Genomic DNA, 21,487 nt, shown 5'->3' on the forward strand with positions numbered 1-21,487 from the left:
CGGGCCGGGTGACCAGCAACAATCGGGCGTGTGTTCCTGACGATCTCCACCACCGGCTCCCCCGAACGACCCGCCACCGACCTGGGCCACCTGCTGCACAAGCATCCCGGGAAGACGCAGGCGTTCTCCACCTCCTACGGCACCGCCCACGTGTTCTACCCCGAGGCCACGGCCGAGCGGTGCACCGCGGCCCTGCTGCTGGAGGTGGACCCCGTCGCGCTCGTGCGGCGCGGCCGGGGCAAGGGCCGGGGGGCGGCGCCCGACACCGCGCTCGCGCAGTACGTCAACGACCGCCCGTACGCCGCGTCCTCGCTGCTCGCCGTGGCCCTCAGCGGGGTGTTCCGCACCGCGCTCAAGGGCCGGTGCGCCCTGCGCCCGGACCTGGCGGAGCAGCCGCTGGCGCTGCGCGTCGAGATTCCCGTGCTGCCCGCACGGGGCGGCGCGGGCCTCGTGCACCGGCTGTTCGACCCGCTCGGCTGGGACCTCGTACAGGCCGAGCCTGTACCGCTCGACGAGCAGTTCCCCGAGTGGGGGGACTCCCGCTACGTACGGCTCGTACTGGAGGGCACCCTGCGCCTCGCGGACGCCCTGCGGCAGCTGTACGTGCTGCTGCCCGTGCTCGACGACTCCAAGCACTACTGGATCGCCCCCGACGAGGTCGACAAGCTGTTGCGCGCCGGAGACGGCTGGCTCGCCACCCACCCCGAGAACGGGCTGATCAGCTCCCGCTACCTGGCCCGCCACAAGCGGCTGACCCAGGACGCCGTCGAGCGCCTGGAACTGGTCCGCCTCGCCGAGGCCGACGGCAGCGAGATCGAGGAGCTCGACAACGCCGTCGCGGGGCCGGACGACGTCGAGGAGCCCGCAGAGCGGTCCCTGCCGCTCGCCGTGCAGCGCCGCGACGCCATCCTCACCGCCCTGCGCGCCGTCGGCGCCGCCCGGGTCCTGGACCTCGGCTGCGGCCAGGGGCACCTGGTACAGGCCCTGCTCAAGGACGCGGCCTTCACCGAGATCGTCGGCATGGACGTGTCCGTGCGGGCCCTGCACCTCGCCGCCAGGCGGCTGCGGCTGGAGCGGCTGGGCGAGCGTCAGGCCGCGCGCGTCACGCTCCAGCAGGGCTCGCTCGCCTACACCGACAAGCGGCTGGCCGGCTACGACGCGGCCGTGCTCAGCGAGGTCGTCGAGCACCTGGACCCGGAGCGGCTGCCCGCCCTGGAGTACGCGGTGTTCGGCTCGGCCCGCCCCCGTACGGTCCTGGTCACCACCCCCAACGTCGAGTACAACGTCCGCTGGGAGACCCTGCCCGCCGGGCACGCCCGCCACGGCGACCACCGCTTCGAATGGACCCGCGAGGAGTTCCGCGCCTGGGCCGGGGCGGTCGCGCGACGGCACGGCTACCAGGTCGAGTACGTCCCCGTCGGGGACGACGACCCCGAGGTCGGACCGCCGACGCAGATGGCCGTCTTCACCCAGACCGACAGCACCGACACCCGCTCCGACGACGACACCCGCGCGGACACCGACACCCGCGCGGACACCCACACCCCGAAGGAGGGCGAGGCAGCATGACCGGCACCGAGACCCACCGTACGCGCGCCCTTCCCGTCACCGACCTGTCCCTCGTCGTCCTGATCGGCGCCACCGGATCGGGCAAGTCCACCTTCGCCCGCAAGCACTTCAAGCCCACCGAGGTCATCTCCTCCGACTACTGCCGGGGCCTGGTCTCGGACGACGAGAACGACCAGAGCGCCAGCCGGGACGCCTTCGACGTCCTGCACTACATCGCGGGCAAGCGCCTCGCCGCCGGCCGTCTCACCGTCGTCGACGCCACCAGCGTCCAGGCCGACGCCCGCCGCGCACTGGTCCAGCTCGCCCGCGAGCACGACGTGCTGCCCATCGCGATCGTCCTGGACATGCCCGAGGAGGTCTGCGCCGAGCGCAACGCGGGCCGCCCCGAGCGGGCCGGTCTGCCCCGCGCCGTCATCCAGCGGCACCGCCGCGACCTGCGGCGCTCGCTGCGCGGCCTGGAGCGCGAGGGCTTCCGCAAGGTCCACGTGCTGCGCTCCGTGGAGGAGGCCGAGAACGCCGAAGTCGTCCTGGAGAAGCGGTTCAACGACCTCAGGCACCTCACCGGTCCCTTCGACATCGTCGGTGACATCCACGGCTGTTCCTCCGAGCTGGAGACGCTCCTCGCCAAGCTCGGCTACGAGGACGGCGTCCACCCCGACGGCCGCACCGCCGTCTTCGTGGGCGACCTCGTCGACCGCGGCCCCGACAGCCCGGGCGTCCTGCGCCGCGTCATGGGCATGGTCAAGTCCGGCAACGCCCTGTGCGTGCCGGGGAACCACGAGAACAAGCTCGGCCGCCACCTCAAGGGTTCCAAGGTCCAGCAGACCCACGGCCTCGCCGAGACCATCGAGCAGCTGGCGGGGGAACCGGAGGAGTTCGTCCAGGAGGTACGGGAGTTCATCCGCGGCCTCGTCAGCCACTACGTCCTGGACGGCGGCAAGCTGGTGGTCTGCCACGCCGGCCTGCCCGAGAAGTACCACGGCCGCACCTCCGGCCGGGTCCGCTCGCACGCCCTGTACGGGGAGACCACCGGCGAGACGGACGAGTTCGGCCTGCCCGTGCGCTACCCGTGGGCCGAGGACTACCGCGGCAAGGCCGTCGTGGTCTACGGCCACACCCCCGTCCCGGACACCACCTGGATCAACAACACCATCTGCCTCGACACCGGCGCCGTCTTCGGCGGCAGGATGACCGCCCTGCGCTGGCCGGAGCGCGAACTGGTCGACGTACCGGCCGAGAAGGTCTGGTACGAGCCGGTCAAGCCGCTCGCCGCCGAGGCGCCCGGCGGCCAGGACGGCCGCCCGCTGGACCTGGCCGACGTGCACGGGCGCCGGGTCGTGGAGACACGGCACCTGGGCCACGTCACCGTGCGCGAGGAGAACGCCGCCGCGGCCCTGGAGGTCATGAGCCGCTTCGCGGTGGACCCGCGGCTGGTCCCGTACCTGCCGCCGACCATGGCGCCGACCGCGACCTCCCGCGAGGAGGGCTACTTGGAGCACCCCGCCGAGGCCTTCGCCCAGTACCGCAAGGACGGCGTCGCCCAGGTGGTGTGCGAGGAGAAGCACATGGGCTCCCGCGCCACCGTCCTGGTCTGCAAGGACGCCGACGCGGCGCGCGAGCGCTTCGGAGTGGAGGGTCCGACCGGCTGCGTCTACACCCGCACCGGGCGGCCCTTCTTCAAGGACGCCGACGTCACCGAGGAGATCCTCACCAGGCTGCGCGCTGCGGTCACCGACGCCGGTCTGTGGGAGGAGCTCGGCACGGACTGGCTGCTGCTCGACGGGGAACTGCTGCCCTGGTCCCTGAAGTCCGCCGGCCTGCTGCGCAACCAGTACGCCGCCGTGGGCGCGGCCTCCGGCGCCGTCTTCCCCGGCGCCCTCGCCGCTCTGGAGGCGGCCGCGGCCCGGGGCGTCGACACCGGCGAGCTGCTGGAGCGCCAGCGCGGCCGGGCCGCCGACGCGGCCGCCTTCACCGAGGCCTACCGCCGCTACTGCTGGAGCACCGACGGCCTGGACGGCGTACGGTTCGCGCCGTTCCAGCTGCTGGCGGCGGCCGGCCGGTCGCTGGCCGCGGTACCGCACGACGAGCAGCTGTTCTGGCTGGACCGGCTGTGCGCCGCGGACGAGGCGGCCGGAACCGGACTGCTGCGCCGCACCGGCCGCGTCCTGGTGGACACCGCCGACGAGGACTCCGTACGGGCGGGCACCGACTGGTGGCTGGAGCTGACGGCCGCCGGCGGCGAGGGCATGGTCGTCAAGCCGCTCCAGGCGTACGCCCGGGACGGCAAGGGCCGTCTCGTGCAGCCCGGGGTGAAGGTGCGCGGACGCGAGTACCTGAGGATCGTCTACGGTCCGGAGTACACCCGTCCGGACCACCTGGAGCGGCTGCGGGACCGCTTCCTCGGGCACAAGCGCTCGCTCGCCCTGCGCGAGTACGCGCTCGGGCTGGAGGCGCTGGACCGGCTGGCGGCCGGCGAGCCGCTGTGGCGGGTGCACGAGGCCGTCTTCGCGGTGCTGGCGCTGGAGTCGGAGCCGGTCGACCCGCGGCTGTGAAGTAAAGCGGACACCCCCGTACGGCCCGTAATTAGGTCGTATGGGGGAACTTTCGCGGAGAACTCCGGGAAACCCACCAGCGGGATCGTTCAACCAAGGCAGCGGAATGTCCGCGACCCTGGAAGGACGGAACGTCACCTATGAAGATGACCGCGCGCGGAAGCATTGCGGCACTCATGACCTGTATGGCCGCGGCCGGCGCGGCCACCCCGGCCGTGGCCGACTCGGTGCCGGTCGGTGTCCCGCTGGACGCCGTGAAGACCACGCTGGGCGTGGACACCCCGCGCCTGGCCACCGGGGTGCCGATTCCGGTCGTCGGAGCGCCGGAGGCGCCCCGCTTCCACAAGGGGGACATGCTCCCGACCCCTCTGCTCCCGGTGCTCCCGATCGGTACGGAGCTCGGCAACACGCTCGTCACCACCCCGGTGCCGAACCTGCTGGGCGAGCCGAAGACGGACGGCGAGGGCTCGCTGGAGGCTCCGGCCACCGACCTGCTCACCCGGACCCCCGGCCTGGTCGCCGGCGGCCTGCTGACCATGCCGGACGCCTCCAACTCCGGAGTGCCCAACCTGAAGTCGCCCGAACTGGGTCTGATCGCCCCGGAAATCACCGGTGCCCCGGAGGCGCTCCTGGGCCTCGCCATGCCCCGCTGAGCAGACCCCACCTCACAGAGCCGTCCGGTCTGGGAATGTGTACGGCATGGGATTCCATGTCGACTCCGAGACCGGGCGGCTTCGCCGCGTCATCCTCCACCGGCCCGACCTGGAGCTGAAGCGGCTCACACCGAGCAACAAGGACGCGCTCCTCTTCGACGACGTGCTGTGGGTGCGCCGGGCCCGCCAGGAGCACGACGGCTTCGCGGACGTGCTGCGGGACCGGGGCGTGGAGGTCCACCTCTTCGGGGACCTGTTGTGCGAGGCCCTGGAGATCCCCGAGGCGAGACACCTCGTACTGGACCGGGTCTTCGACGAGAAGGAGTACGGGCCGCTCGCCACCGACCACCTGCGGTCGGTCTTCGACGGGCTGTCCTCGGCCGAGCTGGCGCAGGCGCTGGTCGGCGGAATGACCAAGCGGGAGTTCCTGGAGCGGCACGCCGAGCCGGTGTCGGTGCGCTTCCACGCCCTGGAGCTGGACGGCTTCCTGCTGCGGCCCCTGCCCAACCACCTGTTCACCCGGGACACCTCCGCCTGGATCTACGACGGGGTGTCCATCAACGCGATGCGCTGGCCGGCCCGGCAGCGCGAGACCGTCCACTTCGAGGCGATCTACAAGCACCATCCGCTCTTCACCACCAGCGGGGCCTTCCACTACTGGTCGCAGGGGCAGGCGGACTACCCGTCGACCATCGAGGGCGGGGACGTGCTGGTCCTCGGCAACGGCGCGGTGCTCATCGGGATGAGCGAGCGGACCACGCCGCAGGCGGTGGAGATGCTGGCGCGGGGCCTGTTCGCCGCCGGGTCGGCGACCTCCATCGTGGCGCTGCACATGCCCAAGCGGCGCGCCTTCATGCACCTGGACACGGTGATGACGATGGTGGACGGAGATACGTTCACTCAGTACGCGGGGCTGGGGATGCTCCCCTCCTACACGATCGGGCCGGGAGACGGGCCGCAGGAGCTGAAGGTGACCGACCATCCGGCGGAGCACATGCACCGGGCCATCGCGGCGGCGCTCGGCCTGGACTCGATCCGGGTGCTGACCGCGACGCAGGACGTGCACTCGGCGGAGCGCGAGCAGTGGGACGACGGGTGCAACGTGCTGGCCGTGGAGCCGGGCGTGGTGGTCGCCTACGAGCGGAACGTGACGACCAACACGCACCTGCGCAAGCAGGGCATCGAGGTGATCGAGATCCCGGGCAGCGAGCTGGGCCGGGGCCGGGGCGGGCCGCGCTGTATGAGCTGCCCGGTGGAGCGGGACGCGGTGACGTAGACGGGCGGGGCGGGGCGGGCCGGGCGGGGCGCGGCGGGCGCCGCGGGACGCAGAGCGCGGGCAGGGGAGGGGCTCCGTATATCAATACGGAGCGTCGTATAGACTTCCACCACCCCCTGTCACCGTGACGCTGGAGCGACCCCATGGCCACCGACCTCGCAGGCCGTAGTTTTCTCAAGGAGCTGGACTTCACGGCCGCCGAGTTCCGCGGCCTGATCGAGCTCGCCGCCGACCTGAAGGCGGCCAAGAAGGCGGGGGCCGAGCAGCGCCTGCTCCAGGGCCGCAACATCGCGCTGATCTTCGAGAAGACCTCGACCCGGACCCGCTGCGCCTTCGAGGTCGCCGCCGCGGACCAGGGCGCCCACACCACCTACCTCGACCCCGCCGGCTCCCAGATGGGCCACAAGGAGTCGGTCCGCGACACCGCGCGGGTACTCGGCCGGATGTTCGACGCGATCGAGTACCGGGGGGACAGCCAGCAGGCCGTCGAGGAGCTCGCCCGCCACTCCGGCGTCCCCGTCTTCAACGGCCTCACCGACGACTGGCACCCCACCCAGATGCTGGCCGACCTGCTCACCATGACCGAGCACAGCGCCAAGCCGTTGGACCGGATCGCCTTCGCCTACCTCGGCGACGCCCGCTTCAACATGGGCAACTCCTACCTCGTGACCGGGGCGCTGCTGGGCATGGACGTACGGATCGTCGCCCCCAGGGCCTACTGGCCGGCCGAGGCCGTGGTGGCCGCGGCCCGCTCGCTCGCGGCGGAGAGCGGCGCGCGGATCACCCTGACCGAGGAGGTCGCCGAGGGCGTCGCCCAGGCGGACTTCGTCGTGACCGACATCTGGGTGTCCATGGGGGAGCCGAAGGAGGTCTGGGACGAGCGGATCGCGGCCCTGTCCCCGTACGCCGTGACCATGGACGTGCTGCGCGCCACCGGGAACCCGGACGTGAAGTTCATGCACTGCCTGCCCGCCTTCCACGACCTGGGCACCCAGGTGGCCCGGGAGATCCACGAGCGGCACGGGCTCGACTCCCTGGAGGTGACGGACGAAGTGTTCGAGTCCGAGCACTCCATCGTCTTCGACGAGGCCGAGAACCGGCTGCACACCATCAAGGCCGTGCTCGTCGCCACGCTCGCCCGGCCCGGCCGCCGGAGTGACGCATAGTCATGCGTCGGCCGCGCGGGTCCGCCGCGCGGTCGCCGAGCCCATGTGTCGCGCTTCTGTGACGGTAGTCAGGATCTGGTGATACCGTCGATCGTGTGAGCCCCTTCACCGGTTCCACAGCCTCGACCGAACAGTGGCAGCACCTGCGGATCACCCGCCAGGACGGCGTCGCCACCGTCACCTTCGACCGCCCCGAGAAGCTGAACGCGCTCACCTTCGGCGCCTACGCCGACCTGCGTGATCTGCTGGCCGAACTGTCCCGTGAGCGTTCCGTACGCGCCCTCGTGCTGGGCGGTGAGGGGCGCGGCTTCTGCTCCGGCGGGGACGTGGACGAGATCATCGGCGCCACCCTCGCCATGGACACCGCCCAGCTGCTCGACTTCAACCGGATGACCGGCCAGGTGGTGCGCGCCCTGCGCGAATGCCCCTTCCCCGTGATCGCCGCCGTGCACGGGGTGGCCGCCGGGGCGGGCGCCGTCCTCGCGCTCGCCGCCGACTTCCGCATCGCCGACCCCAGCGCCCGCTTCGCCTTCCTCTTCACCCGCGTCGGCCTCTCCGGCGGGGACATGGGCGCCGCCTACCTGCTGCCCCGGGTCGTCGGCCTCGGCCACGCCACCCGGCTGCTCATGCTCGGAGAGCCCGTACGCGCGTCCGAGGCCGAGCGGATCGGCCTGATCAGCGAACTCACCGACGAGGGCAAGGCCCACGTACGGGCCGCCGAACTCGCCGCCCAACTGGCGGCGGGCCCCGCCCTCGCCTACGCCCAGACCAAGGCGCTGCTCACCGCCGAGCTCGACATGCCGCTGGCCGCGTCGGTGGAACTGGACGCCGCCACCCAGGCCCTGCTCATGCACGGCGAGGACTACGCGGAGTTCCACGCGGCCTTCACCGGGAAGCGGCCGCCGCAGTGGAAGGGCAGGTAGCGCGATGTCCCCGGGCTCCCTGCGCGTGGCCGTCGTCGGCGGAGGACCGGGCGGCCTGTACACGGCCGCGCTGCTGGCCCGGCAGGGCCACGCGGTGGAGCTCTGGGAGCGCGGCGCACCGGACGACACCTTCGGCTTCGGCGTGGTGCTCTCCGACGAGACCCTCGGCGGCATCGAGCGGGCCGACACCCTCGTCCACGCCGCCCTGAGCGCGGAGTTCGTGCGCTGGGACGACGTGGACGTCGTGCACCGGGGACGGCTGCTGACCTCCGGCGGACACGGCTTCGCGGCCATCGGGCGGCGCCGGCTCCTGGAGATCCTGCACGAGCGCTGCGCCGGGCTCGGCGTGCGGCTGCGGGTGCGCGCCGAGGCCCCCGACGTGCGCGCGCTCGCAGCCTCGTACGACCTGGTGGTCGCGGCGGACGGCGTGCACAGCGCGATCCGCGAGGCCGGGGCCGCCCACTACCGGCCGACGGTGACCAGCGGACGCTGCCGCTACATCTGGCTCGCCGCCGACTTCGCCTTCGAGGCCTTCCGCTTCGAGATCGCGGAGACGGAGCACGGGGTCGTGCAACTGCACGCCTACCCCTTTGCCCGCCCGTCGCCCGACCACCGCCCCTCATCGCGGCCCTCCGGGCCGCAGAGTCGACTCGGCGCCTCCACGGTGATCGTGGAGATGCGGGAGGAGGTCTGGCGGGCGGCCGGCCTCGACCTGTGCGACGAGGACGAGTCGGCGGCGCGCTGCGCCAAGATCTTCAGCGAGGCGCTGCGCGGGCGCCCCCTGCGCGGGAACCGCTCGGCGTGGACGCGGTTTCGCACCGTCGTCAACGAGCGCTGGTCGCACGGCAATGTGGCCCTCCTGGGAGACGCCGCGCACACCGCCCACTTCTCCATCGGGTCCGGCACCAAACTGGCGGTGGAGGACGCGCTCGCCCTCGCCGAAGCGGTGGCCGGCGCGGAGGGGAACGTACCGGCCGCCCTCGCCGCGTACGAGACGGCCCGCCGCCCGGCGGTCGCCAGCACCCAGCGGGCCGCCGCCGCGAGCCGGCACTGGTTCGAGGAGATCGCCGGATACGTCGACCAGCCCGCCCGGCAGTTCGCCTTCAACCTCCTCACCCGCAGTCGCCGCGTCACGCACGCCAACCTGCGGCTGCGCGACGAGCGGTTCACCCGTGCGGTGGAACGCGAGTTCGGCTGCCCGCAGGAGGGCCCGGAGCAGCGCACGACCCCGCCGATGTTCACCCCCCTGCGGCTGCGCGGCCTGACCCTGCGCAACCGCATCGTCGTCTCCCCGATGGACATGTACTCGGCCCAGGAGGGCGTGCCGGGCGACTTCCACCTCGTCCACCTGGGCGCACGGGCCCTCGGCGGGGCGGGCCTGGTGATGACCGAGATGGTCTGCGTCAGCGCCGAAGGCCGGATCACCCCCGGCTGCACCGGCCTCTACACCCGCGAGCAGGCGGCGGCCTGGCAGCGGATCACCGACTTCGTCCACACCAGCGCCCCCGGCACCGCGCTCGGCGTCCAGCTCGGGCACGCGGGACGCAAGGGCTCGACGCGGGTGATGTGGGAGGGCATGGACGAACCGCTCCCGGAGGGCAACTGGCCACTGGTGGCCGCCTCGGACCTGCCCTACCGGCCGGGCGTCTCGGCGCGCCCCCGGGCCCTGGCCCACGCGGACCTGGCGGCGCTGCGCTCGCAGTTCGCGGACGCCGCCGTCCGCGCCGCCGACTGCGGCTTCGACCTGCTGGAACTGCACTGCGCCCACGGCTACCTGCTCTCCGGCTTCCTCTCCCCGCTGACCAACCACCGCACCGACGCCTACGGCGGCAGCCTGGAGAACCGCCTTCGCTTCCCGCTGGAGGTCTTCGACGCGGTCCGCGCAGTGTGGCCCGCGGACCGCCCGATGACGGTCCGCCTCTCGGCCACCGACTGGGCGCCCGGCGGCACCTCGCCCGAGGAGTCGGTGGAGATCGCGGCAGCCTTCGCCGCCCACGGCGCGGACGCCATCGACGTCTCCACCGGCCAGGTCGTCGCGGACGAGGCCCCCGAGTACGGGCGCTCGTACCAGACCCCGTACGCCGACCGGATCCGCGGCGCCCTCGGCGTCCCCGTCATCGCGGTCGGCGCCATCTCCTCCTGGGATGACGTCAACTCCCTGCTGCTGGCCGGCCGGGCCGACCTCTGCGCCCTGGGCCGCCCCCACCTCTACGACCCGCACTGGACCCTGCACGCGGCCGCCGAGCAGTCCTACGAAGGCCCGGCCGCCCCCTGGCCCGCCCCCTACCGCGCGGGCAGCCGCCCCCCGCCCACGGGCCGCGGCTGAGGCGCGCGCTCCAGTACTGCCCCCTGGCGTACTGCCCCCTGCGTGATCACGCGGGGACGATCTCGGCGCGGTCCTCGACCGGGGTGTAGCCCAGGCGCAGGTAGACGCCGTTGCTGGTCGGGTTGGCCAGGTCCGTGAAGAGGAGGACCTCCGAGGCGCCCGCCGCGTACGCCGCCTCGCTCGCCGCGTGCGTGACCCCGGCGGCGTAGCCGCGGCCGCGGAGCTCGGGCGGGGTGTAGACCGGGCCGACGCGGCAGGCCGAGCCGACCGGGCGGGAGAAGGCCGCCAGCGAGACGGGCCTCTGCCCGTCCTCCCAGAGCAGGACGCCGCCGTACGAGATCCGGTCGCGCAGCGTGACCTCGGAGGCGGCGCCCGGTACGTCTGCCTCCGCGTTGAAGGCCGTGATCCACTCCAGCAGCAGCGGGAGGTCCGCCTCGGTCGCGGTCCGGGCCCGCCCGGCCGGGGCGGGGTCGGGGGCGACCAGGCCGTCCAGCCGGTACAGGCGGATCTCCTCGGCGACCCGGGAGGGACGCCCCCAGGCCTCGGCCAGTGCTTCCGCGTCGGGGCGGCGGGCGTTGACCCCGTGCACCCCGGCGAGCAGCGGTTCGGTGGCGAGCGCGGCCCCCAGGGCCCGGACCGCCTCCCGGGGCACCACGCCGAGCACCATCGGGAACGGCGGGGTGCACAGCAGGCCGCCGGCGACGGCCCCGTCGGCCCCGGTCCACCAGCCGAAGAAAGGAGCGGCGGCTCCGTAGGCGCCGCTCCCGCGCCGCACCAGCGCGTCGGCCACGGTCAGCAGGAGCGTGTTGGAGACGGGCCGCTCGGCCGCGGCGGGCCCCGCCGCGGCCAGATAGGCCTCCAGGTCGGAGGTGAAAGTCCAGGTCATGATCCATCCTGGCGCGGCGCGACGCCCGCGTGCATCCGGTTTTCCGGCGGCGCCGACGCCGAAGCCGTCTTCAGACGCCGCTCCGCTCACGCCTCCACGAAGGCCGCGCCCAGATCGTGCAGGCGGTCGTGGAGCTCGGCGAAGACGGCCGCCGCCCGGTCGCCCGGCCAGTCCGCCGGGAGCAGCTCGCGCGGCAGGCCCGGGTCCGCGTACGGGAGGCGGCGCCAGCCGTCCAGGGCGAGGAGGTAGGCGCGGTAGGCCTCCTGAGGGGTCGGGTCCGGGCCCGACCGCAGGGCGCGCAGGACCGGCTCGTGCAGATCCAGGAACTCCTCGTGCTGCTTGGCCAGGGAGGTCAGGTCCCACCAGCGGGCCACGGCCTGCGCGGTCGGCGCGAAGCCGAGGTGGGCGCCGCGGAACAGTTCCACGTACGGCGTCAGCTGCAGGCGCTCCAGGGTGTGCCCGGTCTCCTCGGCCAGCCGGGCCGGGGCGATCCACACGCCCGGCGCCACCGCGCCGAAACCGAGCCGGGCCAGGCGCGAGCGCAGCAGGTGCCGCTTGTGCCGTTCCTGCTCCGGGACGGAGAACACCGCGAGCAGCCACTCGTCGTGGGCCTCCCGGCTGCCGTAGATGCGCCGGTCGCCGTCGTCCAGCAGCTGCCGCGCCTCCTCGGAGAGCCCGTACGCCGCGGAGCCGTCCGCGGCGCGCTCGGGCAGCAGGAAGCCGCGCCGCTTCAGCCGGGACACCGACGAGCGGACCGCCGGGGCGTCCACGCCGACCGCGCCCAGCAGGCGGATCAGCGCGGACACCGGGACGGCGCCCTCGAAGGCCCGCCCGTAGGCTCCGTAGAACGTGACGATCAGGGATCGCGGGGTGTGCTGCTCGACCACGGGTTCACTCTAGAACCTGTCCGTCCGCGACATGATCGCGCAGCCGGAAGCGCTGGAGCTTGCCGGTGGCCGTCCGGGGGAGCGCGGGCAGGAAGACGAAGGAGCGCGGGCACTTGTGCGGGGCCAGTTCCGCCCGCATGAAGGCGCGCAGGGCCTCCTCCGTCAGCACCACACCCTCAAGCGTGACGGTGTACGCCACCACGATCTGCCCGCGTCGCTCGTCCGGGCGGCCCACCACCGCCGCCTCGACCACGTCCGGGTGGCGCAGCAGGGCTTCCTCCACCTCCGGGCCCGCGATGTTGTAGCCCGCCGAGACGATCATGTCGTCGGCCCGGGCGACGTAGCGGAAGTAGCCCTCCGGGTCGCGGACGTAGGTGTCGCCGGTCAGGTTCCAGCCGTCCCGTACGTACTCCCCCTGCCGGGCATCGGCCAGATAGCGGCAGCCCACCGGCCCCCGTACGGCCAGCAGCCCCGGCTCGTCGTCCGCGACCGGCCGGCCCGACGGGTCCACCACCCGGGCCTCCCAGCCCGGGACCACCCGGCCGGTCGTACCGGGGCGGATGTCCTCGTCGGCGGCGGAGATGAAGATGTGCAGCAGCTCGGTCGCCCCGATGCCGTTGATGATCCGCAGGCCGGTGCGCTCGTACCAGGCCTGCCAGGTCGCGGCCGGCAGGTTCTCCCCGGCGGAGACGCAGCGGCGCAGCGCGGAGAGGTCGTACGCACCCACGTCGTACGGCCCCAGGGCGTCCAGCATCGTCCGGTACGCGGTGGGCGCGGTGAACAGCACCGACACCCGGTGCTGCGCGAGGGCGGGCAGCAGCCGCCGCGGCGCGGCGTCCTCCAGCAGCAGCGCGCAGGCCCCCGCACGCAGCGGGAAGACGACCAGCCCGCCGAGGCCGAAGGTGAACCCGAGCGGCGGACTGCCCGCGAAGACGTCGTCCGGGCGGGGCCGCAGCACGCGGCGGGAGAAGGTGTCGGCGACGGCCAGCAGGTCGCGGTGGAAGTGCATGCAGCCCTTGGGCCGCCCGGTGGTCCCCGAGGTGAAGGCGATCAGGGCGACGTCGTCCGCGGAGGTCGGGACGGCCGGGAAGGGCCCCTCGTGCCGTTCGGCCAGCCGCAGCAGATCGTCCTCGGCCCCGCCCCCGTAGGCGGTGATCCGCAGCCCCGGCACCTCGGCCTTGACCAGGTCGTCCAGGACGTCCGCATGGCACAGCGCGTGCCCCACCCGGGCCATCGCGCACACCGTGGCCAGCTCCCGCGCGCGCTGCTGGGGCAGCACGGTCACGGCCACCGCACCCGCCTTCATCACCGCGAGCCAGCAGGCGGCGAGCCAGGGGCCGGTGGGACCCCGCAGCAGGACCCGGTTACCGGGGACGACCCCCAGGTCGAGGGTGAGCACGTGGGCGAGACGGTCCACGCGCTCGCGCAGGCCCCCGTACGTCCACACCTCACCCGCGGCGCTGCGGAAGGCCGGGCGGTCGGCGCCGGCGGGACCGGACCGGGCGATGGTGGCGTCGAGCAGCTCGGCGCCGCAGTTCAGGCGGTCCGGGTAGGCCAGTTCGGGCAGTTCGAAGAGCAGCTCCGGCCAGGTGTCCACGGGGGGCAGATGGTCACGGGCGAAGGTGTCGATGTGAGCGGAAGGCTTGAGCTCCAAGGCGGGTTCGCCCCCTTGCGACGGTCCCGGGTGAGGTGGATCCGGCCGTGCGACTTCCTCACGAGCGTATCGTGATGGTGACGGTAGTCAACAGGACGCGATAGATGCGGGGACATTCGGATGACCGGATTCGCGCTCGGGGTGGACCAGGAGGAATGGTGCGTGCAGTTGCGCGCACTGTCGGCCGAGCGGCTGAGGCCGCTGGCGGAGAAGGGGGAGCCGGGCCGGGTCAACCGGCCGTTGCTGGCCGCGCTGGGGGAGCTCGGCCTGCTGGAGCGGGTGTTCGCCTCCGGCGCGCTGGACCTGTGCCTGCTGCGCGAATCCCTCGCCTACGGCTGCACGGAGGCCGAGACGGCGCTCGCCCTCCAGGGCCTGGGCGCGTACCCGGTCCTGCGGGCGGGGAGCGAGGCGCAGCGGGAGCGCTGGCTGCCCCAGGTGCGCGCGGGGCGGGCGGTGGCGGCCTTCGCGCTGAGCGAGCCGGGGGCGGGCTCGGACGCGGCGGCGCTCGAACTGACGGCCGCGCCGGCGTCCGGCGGGGGCTGGGTGCTGACGGGCGAGAAGCGCTGGATCTCCAACGCCCCGGAGGCGGATTTCTACACCGTCTTCGCCCGGACGGGTGAGGGGCCGGGTGCGAAGGGGGTGTCGGCCTTCCTGGTCCCGGGGGACCGCCCCGGGCTCCGCGGCGAAGCGCTGGACATGCTCTCCCCGCACCCGATCGGCGCCCTGTCCTTCGACGGGGTGCCGGTCGGCCGGCGGGACCTGCTGGGCGAGCCCGGGCGGGGCTTCCGCGTGGCGATGGACACCCTGAACCTCTTCAGGCCGAGCGTCGGCGCCTTCGCGGTGGGCATGGCCCGGGCGGCGCTGGACGCGACCCTCGCGTACACGGCGGGCCGGGCCGCGTTCGGGGGGAAGCTGAGCGATCTCCAGGCGGTGGCGCACCGCGTGGCCGAGATGGCCACGCGCACGGAGGCGGCCCGGCTGCTGGTGTACGCGGCGGCGGGGGCCTACGACCGGGGAGCGGCGGACGTTCCGGGCCGGGCGGCGATGGCGAAACTGCTGGCCACGGAGACGGCCCAGTACGTGGTGGACCACGCGGTCCAGCTGCACGGCGCGGTCGCCCTCCAGCGGGGCCACCTGCTGGAGCACCTCTACCGGGAGGTGCGTGCGCCGAGGATCTACGAGGGGGCGAGCGAGGTCCAGCGGACGCTGATCGCACGCGAGCTCTACCGGGCGGCGCGGGGGGCGGCCGCGGGTGCCGGTTCAGGTTCCGCGGCCGGGGTCGGTTCCGGGGCGGGGGCCGGTTCCGGTTCGGGTTCCGGGGCCGCTGCCGCTGCCGGTTCCGGGGTCGGGGCGGGGGAGGTGGCGGCGGGATGAGCCTCGACCGGATCAACCCGGCGTCGCTGTCGCCCGCCACGGGCTTCTCGCACGCCGTGGCCGCGACCGGCTCGCGCCTGGTGTTCCTGGCGGGCCAGACCGCACTGGACGCCTCGGGCAAGGTGGTGGGGCAGAGCCTGCCGGAGCAGTTCGAGGTGGCCCTGACCAACCTCCTGGCGGCCCTCGCCGCGGCGGGGGGCGGCCCGGCGGACCTGGCCAGGGTGACGGTGTACGCGGTGGACGTGGCGTCGTACCGCACGCACGCCCCCGAACTGGGCCGCGTCTGGCGGCGCTTGGCCGGGCGCGACTATCCGGCCATGGCCGTCATCGGCGTGGTCCGCCTGTGGGACGAGCAAGCCCTGGTGGAGCTGGACGGCCTGGCGGTCCTTCCCTAGGCCCTGTCGTCAAGTCCCGCCTGGCCCGCGGTGTCCGGCGCCGGACCTCCGAAGGAAGCTACAGCCATCCGCGCCGTGTGGCGTTTACCCCAGCCTGGAATCTGCTGACCGCATCGAGTCTCTCCATCAGGTTGGACATCATGCGGCTGACGGTGCGCGGGGAGACGGAAAGCGTGCGCGCTGCGGCTTCATCCGTGTCACCGGCGGCGGCGAGGGTCAGGAGCGCGCGTTCTGTGGGTGTGCAGCCGTTGGGGTCGGGGCGAGGAAGCGCGCCGAAGGGTGTACCGGCGGACCAGCACTGCTGGAACAGGGCGCAGAGGGCGGTGACCATGCCGGGGCTGAGGATTTCGAGTGCCTCTGCGCGGGGGTTCTCAGGATCAACGGGGATGATGGCGACACGGCGGTCAATGATGATCACCCGGCTCCTTCGTCAGCGTCATCACGCCGCTCCCCTACATCCCTCCCACCATCGCGGCCCCCGAGTACGCGAAGGAGCGGGCGTGCCAGTTCGATCCGGTCCTGTCCTGCAACCCCCAAGACGCCGTATACGGGGGGCAGAACAACGGGTCGGTGACCATGGTGGGATTCCTTTGGGCCATGGGGGCATTGTCGCCCGAAATGACCTATGGGGAGAACAGTCAGGTCGCGCGAGACGTGATGAAGAGCGATCTCACCGCAGGCCACCGAAACGAAATCGGACAGCTCTTCTACGGAAGTGGGCAGAGGTCTGGTGAGTTGACCTCCAACTCCATCGGCGGAAAGGATGATGCCGGCCAGAAGAGCCAGCTCTTCGAGGATCTGACCGCCATCGCCACGCATGATGACGCCAAACTGGCCACGGCTGTTCTGGGTTCATATAAAGCGAACTATGAGATACTCCGTGAAGGGGTAAATGGTGTTCAGGCACGTATCACCATCACCAATGGAATGACGGTCTCGTCCTTCGCTCACGCAGGGACGGGTTATGAAACTCCGGCGGATAAGTGGCTGCAGAGGAATGTCGACCCTGTTGGCGTCCTGGGGCACGGAAAGGGGCAGGCCATGACGGTTGTCTTCCGGGTGGTAATTCCGCGAAATTACAACTACGGGGCACTGAAGAAATGAGAACCATCAAGTCGATTCGAGTGGTCGCGCTGTTCCTGGCTCTCTCCGTTCCTGTCGTGTCTTCCTGTGCGGCCCTTGAGGACGGTGGGGCGGGGTATCCGAAGGGCGTCTTGGCCGATCGGGACTCGCTGGTCCGCTCCTGGGGAGAGGGCGGAACCGAAGTTGCTCTGAAGGCGGACGGTTCATTCGAATCCAAGGGTGTCGACTTCGGTAAGGACGACTGCCGTGAAGGGGTTCCGGATCCGGGGGCCGGCAGCTGGTCGTCATTCGATACGGGTCAGGGGGTGACGAGGATCCAGCTGAAATTCGGAACCGGATGCTTCGGCTCACTCTGGGTCGGAACGATCGACGGTGTGACCGTACTGTGGCGGGAGACGAGCCCGGAGAAGCACGAATTCACATCTCTGAAGTAGGTGTGCTCGGGCCGCACTGAGCGCCCACGCACGACCGCCGTGCGGCCCCTCCGGCCCAGGGGCGACAGCGGAAGGCCCCGGAGACCGTGAGGACCGGCAGCCGCAGGGACGGAAGAAGCTCACCGCTGAGCGGGCGGCATACTTCCGGCTCATGCAGCAGGGCGTAAGCAACACGGAAGCGCGCCGGATCGTCGGGCTCAACCGGCGGACCGGGAAACGCTGGCGCTACGGACGCGGCGCGTCCGGCAGCAACAAGGCGGCTCCACCGATCACCGCGGTGGAGCCGCCTTCCGTGCCGTCGCGGTACCTGTCCGAGGCCGACCGGGGCAGGCGTGCTCCTTCAAGGAGCGCTTCACCCGTGTCGAGGAGAACCGCGGGTAGGGCCGATGGGAGCCAGCCCGCCCCGCCCCGTCCATCGTGTGGTCGGCGGGGCGGAGGGCTGGGAAGGGGCCCCGGCCTCGGGGCCGGCGGCGGTGCTGGTCAGGCGCGGCCCGTGACGTGGCCGCCGTCCACCCGGAGGGCGTGGCCCGTGACGAAGGTGGCGCCCGCGAGGTACAGCACCGCCTCGGAGATCTCGTCGACCTCGCCGACCCGGTCCAGCAGGGCCAGCCCGCCGAAGGAGTCCACGTCGGAGCCGGCGTGCAGCGGGGTGCGGATGATGCCGGGCGCCACGAGGTTGACGCGGATGCCGTCGGCGGCGAGCTCGGCCGCCAGGCTCGTCGTCAGCCCGTGCACACCGGCCTTGCTGACCACCGGCGCGGTGCAGGGGAAGCCCGCCAGCCCGTGGTCCACCAGGACCGTGCCGATGTTGACGATGCTGCCGCCACGGCCCTGCGTGCGCAGGGCCCGTACCACGGCCTGGGTGGTGAGGTAGGTGCCCTTGAGGTTGCCGGTCAGGAAGCCGTCGAGCTCCTCCTCGGTGACCTCGGTGAAGGGCTTGGGGGCGAAGGTGCCGGCGTTGTTGACGAGGACGTCGATGCCACCGAAGCGGTCCAGTGCGGTGCGCACGAGTGCCTCGCCGGTCGCCGGGTCGGCGATGGCGCCCGCGACCCACGCGGTCCGCTCCGGGTGGCCGAGAGCGGCCGAGGCCTTCGCGAGGCGATCGGCGTCCCGGCCGTTGAGGACGACGTTGGCGCCGCTCTCCAGGAAGGCGCGGGCGATGTCCAGGCCGATGCCGCTGGAGGATCCCGTGACGAGAGCGGTGGTGGTGGTCGTGGTGGTCGTGGTGGTGTCGGTCATGAGGTTGGGGCCTTTCGCGGCGTGGTTCGTTCGGCTGACACCAGAAACCTACGAACCTTCAACTCATAACACCACGACGTAATGTGGAGCATGTCATAATCCTGGGTTATGGACATGGACCTGCGTGACCTGGAACTCCTCGACGCCACCGCCGAGGCCGGCTCGCTGACCGCGGCCGCCGAGCGGCTCTACGTGAGCCAGCCGGCCCTCAGCCAGCGCCTGACCCGCCTCGAAGCCCGCCTGGGCATGGCCCTGTTCGACCGCAAGGGCCGTCGGCTCGTCCCCAACGCCGCCGGGCGCCGCATGCTGGTGGCGGCCCGTCATGTCCTCGGCGAGCTGGAGTCGGCCACCCGTGACCTGCGGGAGATCCGCGACGGGCGCGACCGGCGGGTCCGCTTCACCGCCCAGTGCAGCACCACGCTCCCGTGGCTGCCGCCCGTGCTCCGTGCCTTCCGCGCGCGCGAGCCCGACATCGACGTGCGCATCGAGGCCGTCCCGGACGACGCGCCGATCCCGGCGCTGCTGGCCGACCGGATCGACGTCGCCCTCGTCACCAAACCCGACCTCCAGATGGACCGGGTGTCCCTGACCAGACTGTTCGACGACGAGATGATGGCCGTGGTGCTGGCCGGGCACCCGTGGGCCTCGCGCGCGCACCTGACCGCCCGCGACTTCGACGGCGCCGACCTGGTCCTCTACGAGTTCTACGACCAGAAGCGCATCCCCTCGATGCCGCTGCCGATCCCGGCCGGGGCCCGCCCCGCCCGCATCACCCTGATGCCGGTCGTGACCGACCTGGTGGTCGAGATGGTGGCGGGGGGCCAGGGCGCGACGGTGCTGCCCAACTGGGTGGCGGCCCCGTACGTCGCCTCGCACGGCCTCGCCCTGGTCCGCATGGGTGCGCAGCCGATGACCCGCACCTGGTTCTGCGCCACCCGCACGGGCCCGCGGCCGCCGCACGTCGAGGCCTTCGTCGAGGAGCTCATGGGACGGCTGGGGAGCCCCCACACCAGCGCTATATCAGCCAATTCCTAGGCGAGCAGCGGCGGTTGCCTTTCGGGTCGTCAGGTAGATTCCTGGAGACTGATTCCAATCCAGACGGGGCTGACGTGTTGGAGCTGAGGGGGAGCGGGGCCGGGCCGCTGGAGACGGAGGACCCGCGGCAGATCGGGTCGATACCGCTGGCGGGCCGGCTCGGGGCCGGCGGGATGGGGCGGGTGTACCTCGGTGTCCGAGAGGGCCGGTACGTTGCCGTCAAGCAGCTGCTGCCCTCCGTCGTCGGCGAGGACAAGGACTTCCTGCGCCGTTTCGGACACGAGCTCGACAACCTCGCCCGGCTGCCCGAAGGGGCCACCGCGCCGCTGCTCGACAGCGACCGCACCGCGCGTCCCCCGTGGTTCGCCACCGCGTACGTCCCCGGGCTCACCCTGAGGGAAGCCCTCGACCTGAACGGCAGCCCCCTGCCCGCGCGGGCGCTGTGGCTGCTGCTGCGCGAGGCGGCGGCCGGCCTCGCGGCGGTGCACGCGCTGGACATGGTGCACCGGGACCTCAAGCCGTCCAACGTCATGCTGACCCTCGACGGTCTCACCCTCATCGACTTCGGCGTCGCCCGGGCCGCCGAGCAGAGCCAGCTGACCCGGACCGGCATGGTCGTGGGCACGCCCGCCTACATGGCACCCGAACAGGCTTCGGGAACCCGCCGGTTGAGCGGCGCCACCGACGTGTTTGCGCTGGGTTCGGTGCTCGCGTACGCCGCGAGCGGCCGGCCGCCCTTCGGCGACGAGTCGGGGCACGGCGTGCTGTACCGCATCGTCCACGAGGAACCGGACCTGGAGCCGCTGCGGGAACTGGAGCCGGACCTCGCGGACGTCGTCGCGGCGTGCCTGCACAAGGACCCCGACGAGCGGCCCACGGCGGCCGAACTCCTCGAACGCGCGTCGAGCCGCGGGCCGTTCGAGGCCCCGCTGTGGCCGGCGGCGGTCACCGCGCGCCTCGCGGAGCGGGCCGCCTTCGCCGCCGACGTACAGGAGATCGACGTACCCACGCTCCCGCTCGCCGGAGCCCTGCCGGACCCGGCGAAGGGGCCCGGGGGCGAGCCAGGGGACCAGCCCGGGAGTCCGGCCGGGGACCAGCCCGGGAGTCAGGCCGGGGACGAGCCCGCGACACCGTCGGTGAAGGAACCCGCGAAGGAACCCACGAAGGAGCCGGCCAAGGAGCCCGCGCCCGAACGCCGGCGCCGTACCCGCGTGTTCTTCGCGGTCGTCCCCGTCGTCCTGGTCGCCGGCGGTACGACGCTCGCCCTCCAGTACCTGCCGCACACGTCCGCGCTGCAGAACGGGGCGGGCGCCGCCCCGTCCACCTCGGTCGTGGCGCCAGCCGACCCGACGGCCTCTGCGGGCAGCAGTCAGCCGGGTGCGGCCTCACCGGCGCCGACCCCCGCCGAGGGCACGGTCGAGGGGGGCGCCGCGAACCAGGGCCAGGCAGGGAGCGCCGGGACCAACGTGGCGGGCGCGGGCGGTGCGGGCACCGGCACCGGCTCCGGCGCGGGCAGCGGCAGCGGTACGTCGAAGGGCTCGGGCGGTTCCGCGACCTCCGGCACCTCGACCGGCGCCGGCACCCCGGCGCCCTCCGGCGGCGGCGCGACCATCGCCGCCCCGCCCCCCGCGTCCGGCACCTACCGCTACCGCAACGGCGACAACGGCCACTGCATCACCCAGGTCTACGGGTCCTCGGACCACGGCGACTGCGCGGACGCGTCCGCCAAGTGGAAGGTGCAGAGCAGGTCCGACGGCAGCTTCAAGCTCGTCAACCAGCAGAGCGGCGGCTGTCTGTACGCCAACATGCTCGGCCAGGCCGTCTTCGTGGGCGACTGCGCCCAGGACGCCAACCGGGTGTGGCGCACCGGTTCGGACGGCAGCCTGCGCAACGACTCCAACGGAGGCTGCCTCGACCTGGGCATGAACCAGGGCCTGGTGACGTCGACCTGCGCGGGCGATGCCTCGCAGCGCTGGACCAGGCAGTAGGCGGCCCGCCAGGGGAGGGGGAGCCCGCCAGGGGAGGGGGCGGTGAA

At 72.8% G+C, this 21,487-nt stretch carries 18 protein-coding genes and 1 pseudogene; 14 read left to right on the forward strand and 5 right to left on the reverse strand.

What is annotated here, in order from left to right:
- Window positions 1-30 precede the first annotated feature (30 nt).
- From AC07DU_RS19385 to AC07DU_RS19415, 7 genes are all read left to right on the forward strand, one after another.
- On the forward strand, window positions 31-1,569 hold the full coding sequence (locus AC07DU_RS19385) for a 3' terminal RNA ribose 2'-O-methyltransferase Hen1 (RefSeq protein ID WP_479112555.1): 1,539 nt from the start codon (window positions 31-33) through the stop codon (window positions 1,567-1,569).
- Complete coding sequence (locus tag AC07DU_RS19390) at window positions 1,566-4,121, forward strand: polynucleotide kinase-phosphatase (RefSeq protein ID WP_479112557.1); 2,556 nt, start codon at window positions 1,566-1,568, stop codon at window positions 4,119-4,121. The genes AC07DU_RS19385 and AC07DU_RS19390 overlap by 4 nt, the downstream gene beginning before the upstream one ends.
- Window positions 4,122-4,261: 140 nt before the next feature.
- On the forward strand, window positions 4,262-4,774 hold the full coding sequence (locus AC07DU_RS19395) for a hypothetical protein (RefSeq protein ID WP_360897711.1): 513 nt from the start codon (window positions 4,262-4,264) through the stop codon (window positions 4,772-4,774).
- A gap of 46 nt (window positions 4,775-4,820) precedes the next feature.
- Window positions 4,821-6,050, forward strand: coding sequence for an arginine deiminase (locus AC07DU_RS19400; RefSeq protein ID WP_453370383.1), 1,230 nt, complete (start codon window positions 4,821-4,823; stop codon window positions 6,048-6,050).
- Between the two features lie 143 nt (window positions 6,051-6,193).
- Entirely contained in the window at window positions 6,194-7,216 is a 1,023-nt protein-coding gene (gene argF, locus AC07DU_RS19405; protein ID WP_360897707.1) for an ornithine carbamoyltransferase, read from the forward strand.
- A gap of 95 nt (window positions 7,217-7,311) precedes the next feature.
- Window positions 7,312-8,139 carry an enoyl-CoA hydratase family protein gene (locus AC07DU_RS19410; protein WP_479112559.1) on the forward strand — a complete coding sequence of 276 codons (828 nt, stop codon included), beginning with the start codon at window positions 7,312-7,314 and terminating at the stop codon, window positions 8,137-8,139.
- 4 nt (window positions 8,140-8,143) lie between these two features.
- Entirely contained in the window at window positions 8,144-10,465 is a 2,322-nt protein-coding gene (locus tag AC07DU_RS19415; RefSeq protein ID WP_479032171.1) for a bifunctional salicylyl-CoA 5-hydroxylase/oxidoreductase, read from the forward strand.
- A 46-nt stretch (window positions 10,466-10,511) separates the two neighbouring features.
- On the opposite strand, the gene AC07DU_RS19420 is transcribed toward AC07DU_RS19415, so the two are convergent.
- The 3 genes from AC07DU_RS19420 to AC07DU_RS19430 all read right to left on the reverse strand — a co-directional run bounded on the left by AC07DU_RS19420 (window position 10,512) and on the right by AC07DU_RS19430 (window position 13,892).
- A complete protein-coding gene (locus tag AC07DU_RS19420; RefSeq protein WP_479112561.1) occupies window positions 10,512-11,351 on the reverse strand; it encodes a GNAT family N-acetyltransferase in 840 nt (279 codons plus the stop codon).
- 86 nt (window positions 11,352-11,437) lie between these two features.
- Window positions 11,438-12,238, reverse strand: a complete 801-nt coding sequence (locus AC07DU_RS19425; RefSeq protein ID WP_453370388.1) for a PaaX family transcriptional regulator — start codon at window positions 12,236-12,238, stop codon at window positions 11,438-11,440.
- A gap of 4 nt (window positions 12,239-12,242) precedes the next feature.
- A complete protein-coding gene (locus AC07DU_RS19430; RefSeq protein WP_479112563.1) occupies window positions 12,243-13,892 on the reverse strand; it encodes an AMP-binding protein in 1,650 nt (549 codons plus the stop codon).
- 120 nt (window positions 13,893-14,012) lie between these two features.
- Here AC07DU_RS19430 and AC07DU_RS19435 point away from each other — a divergent pair, with 120 nt between their 5' ends.
- Together AC07DU_RS19435 and AC07DU_RS19440 are read left to right on the forward strand one after the other, a co-directional pair.
- Window positions 14,013-15,266 carry an acyl-CoA dehydrogenase family protein gene (locus AC07DU_RS19435; protein WP_479112565.1) on the forward strand — a complete coding sequence of 418 codons (1,254 nt, stop codon included), beginning with the start codon at window positions 14,013-14,015 and terminating at the stop codon, window positions 15,264-15,266.
- Entirely contained in the window at window positions 15,263-15,661 is a 399-nt protein-coding gene (locus tag AC07DU_RS19440; RefSeq protein ID WP_360897693.1) for a RidA family protein, read from the forward strand. Before AC07DU_RS19435 ends, AC07DU_RS19440 begins: the two co-directional genes overlap by 4 nt.
- A gap of 58 nt (window positions 15,662-15,719) precedes the next feature.
- On the opposite strand, the gene AC07DU_RS19445 is transcribed toward AC07DU_RS19440, so the two are convergent.
- Window positions 15,720-16,079 carry a helix-turn-helix transcriptional regulator gene (locus AC07DU_RS19445; protein ID WP_479112567.1) on the reverse strand — a complete coding sequence of 120 codons (360 nt, stop codon included), beginning with the start codon at window positions 16,077-16,079 and terminating at the stop codon, window positions 15,720-15,722.
- A gap of 152 nt (window positions 16,080-16,231) precedes the next feature.
- Here AC07DU_RS19445 and AC07DU_RS19450 point away from each other — a divergent pair, with 152 nt between their 5' ends.
- The 3 genes and pseudogenes from AC07DU_RS19450 to AC07DU_RS19460 form a co-directional block, all read left to right on the forward strand.
- Window positions 16,232-16,765 (forward strand): hypothetical protein, encoded by a 534-nt coding sequence (locus AC07DU_RS19450; protein ID WP_479112569.1) that lies wholly within the window; start codon window positions 16,232-16,234, stop codon window positions 16,763-16,765.
- Window positions 16,762-17,178 carry a hypothetical protein gene (locus AC07DU_RS19455; RefSeq protein ID WP_479112571.1) on the forward strand — a complete coding sequence of 139 codons (417 nt, stop codon included), beginning with the start codon at window positions 16,762-16,764 and terminating at the stop codon, window positions 17,176-17,178. The genes AC07DU_RS19450 and AC07DU_RS19455 overlap by 4 nt, the downstream gene beginning before the upstream one ends.
- 85 nt (window positions 17,179-17,263) lie before the next feature.
- Window positions 17,264-17,503 (forward strand): annotated as a pseudogene (locus AC07DU_RS19460) (IS30 family transposase); the annotation flags it as partial.
- A gap of 155 nt (window positions 17,504-17,658) precedes the next feature.
- Here AC07DU_RS19460 and AC07DU_RS19465 read toward each other — a convergent pair.
- Entirely contained in the window at window positions 17,659-18,417 is a 759-nt protein-coding gene (locus AC07DU_RS19465; RefSeq protein ID WP_479112573.1) for an SDR family NAD(P)-dependent oxidoreductase, read from the reverse strand.
- 108 nt (window positions 18,418-18,525) lie between these two features.
- Here AC07DU_RS19465 and AC07DU_RS19470 point away from each other — a divergent pair, with 108 nt between their 5' ends.
- Window positions 18,526-19,452, forward strand: a complete 927-nt coding sequence (locus AC07DU_RS19470; protein WP_479112575.1) for a LysR family transcriptional regulator — start codon at window positions 18,526-18,528, stop codon at window positions 19,450-19,452.
- Window positions 19,453-19,526: 74 nt separating this feature from the next.
- Window positions 19,527-21,440: a serine/threonine-protein kinase gene (locus tag AC07DU_RS19475; RefSeq protein ID WP_479112577.1), complete on the forward strand. Its 1,914-nt coding sequence runs from the start codon at window positions 19,527-19,529 to the stop codon at window positions 21,438-21,440.
- The last annotated feature ends 47 nt before the right edge of the window (window positions 21,441-21,487 follow it).

This window comes from Streptomyces sp. NPDC045695, from assembly GCF_056432025.1.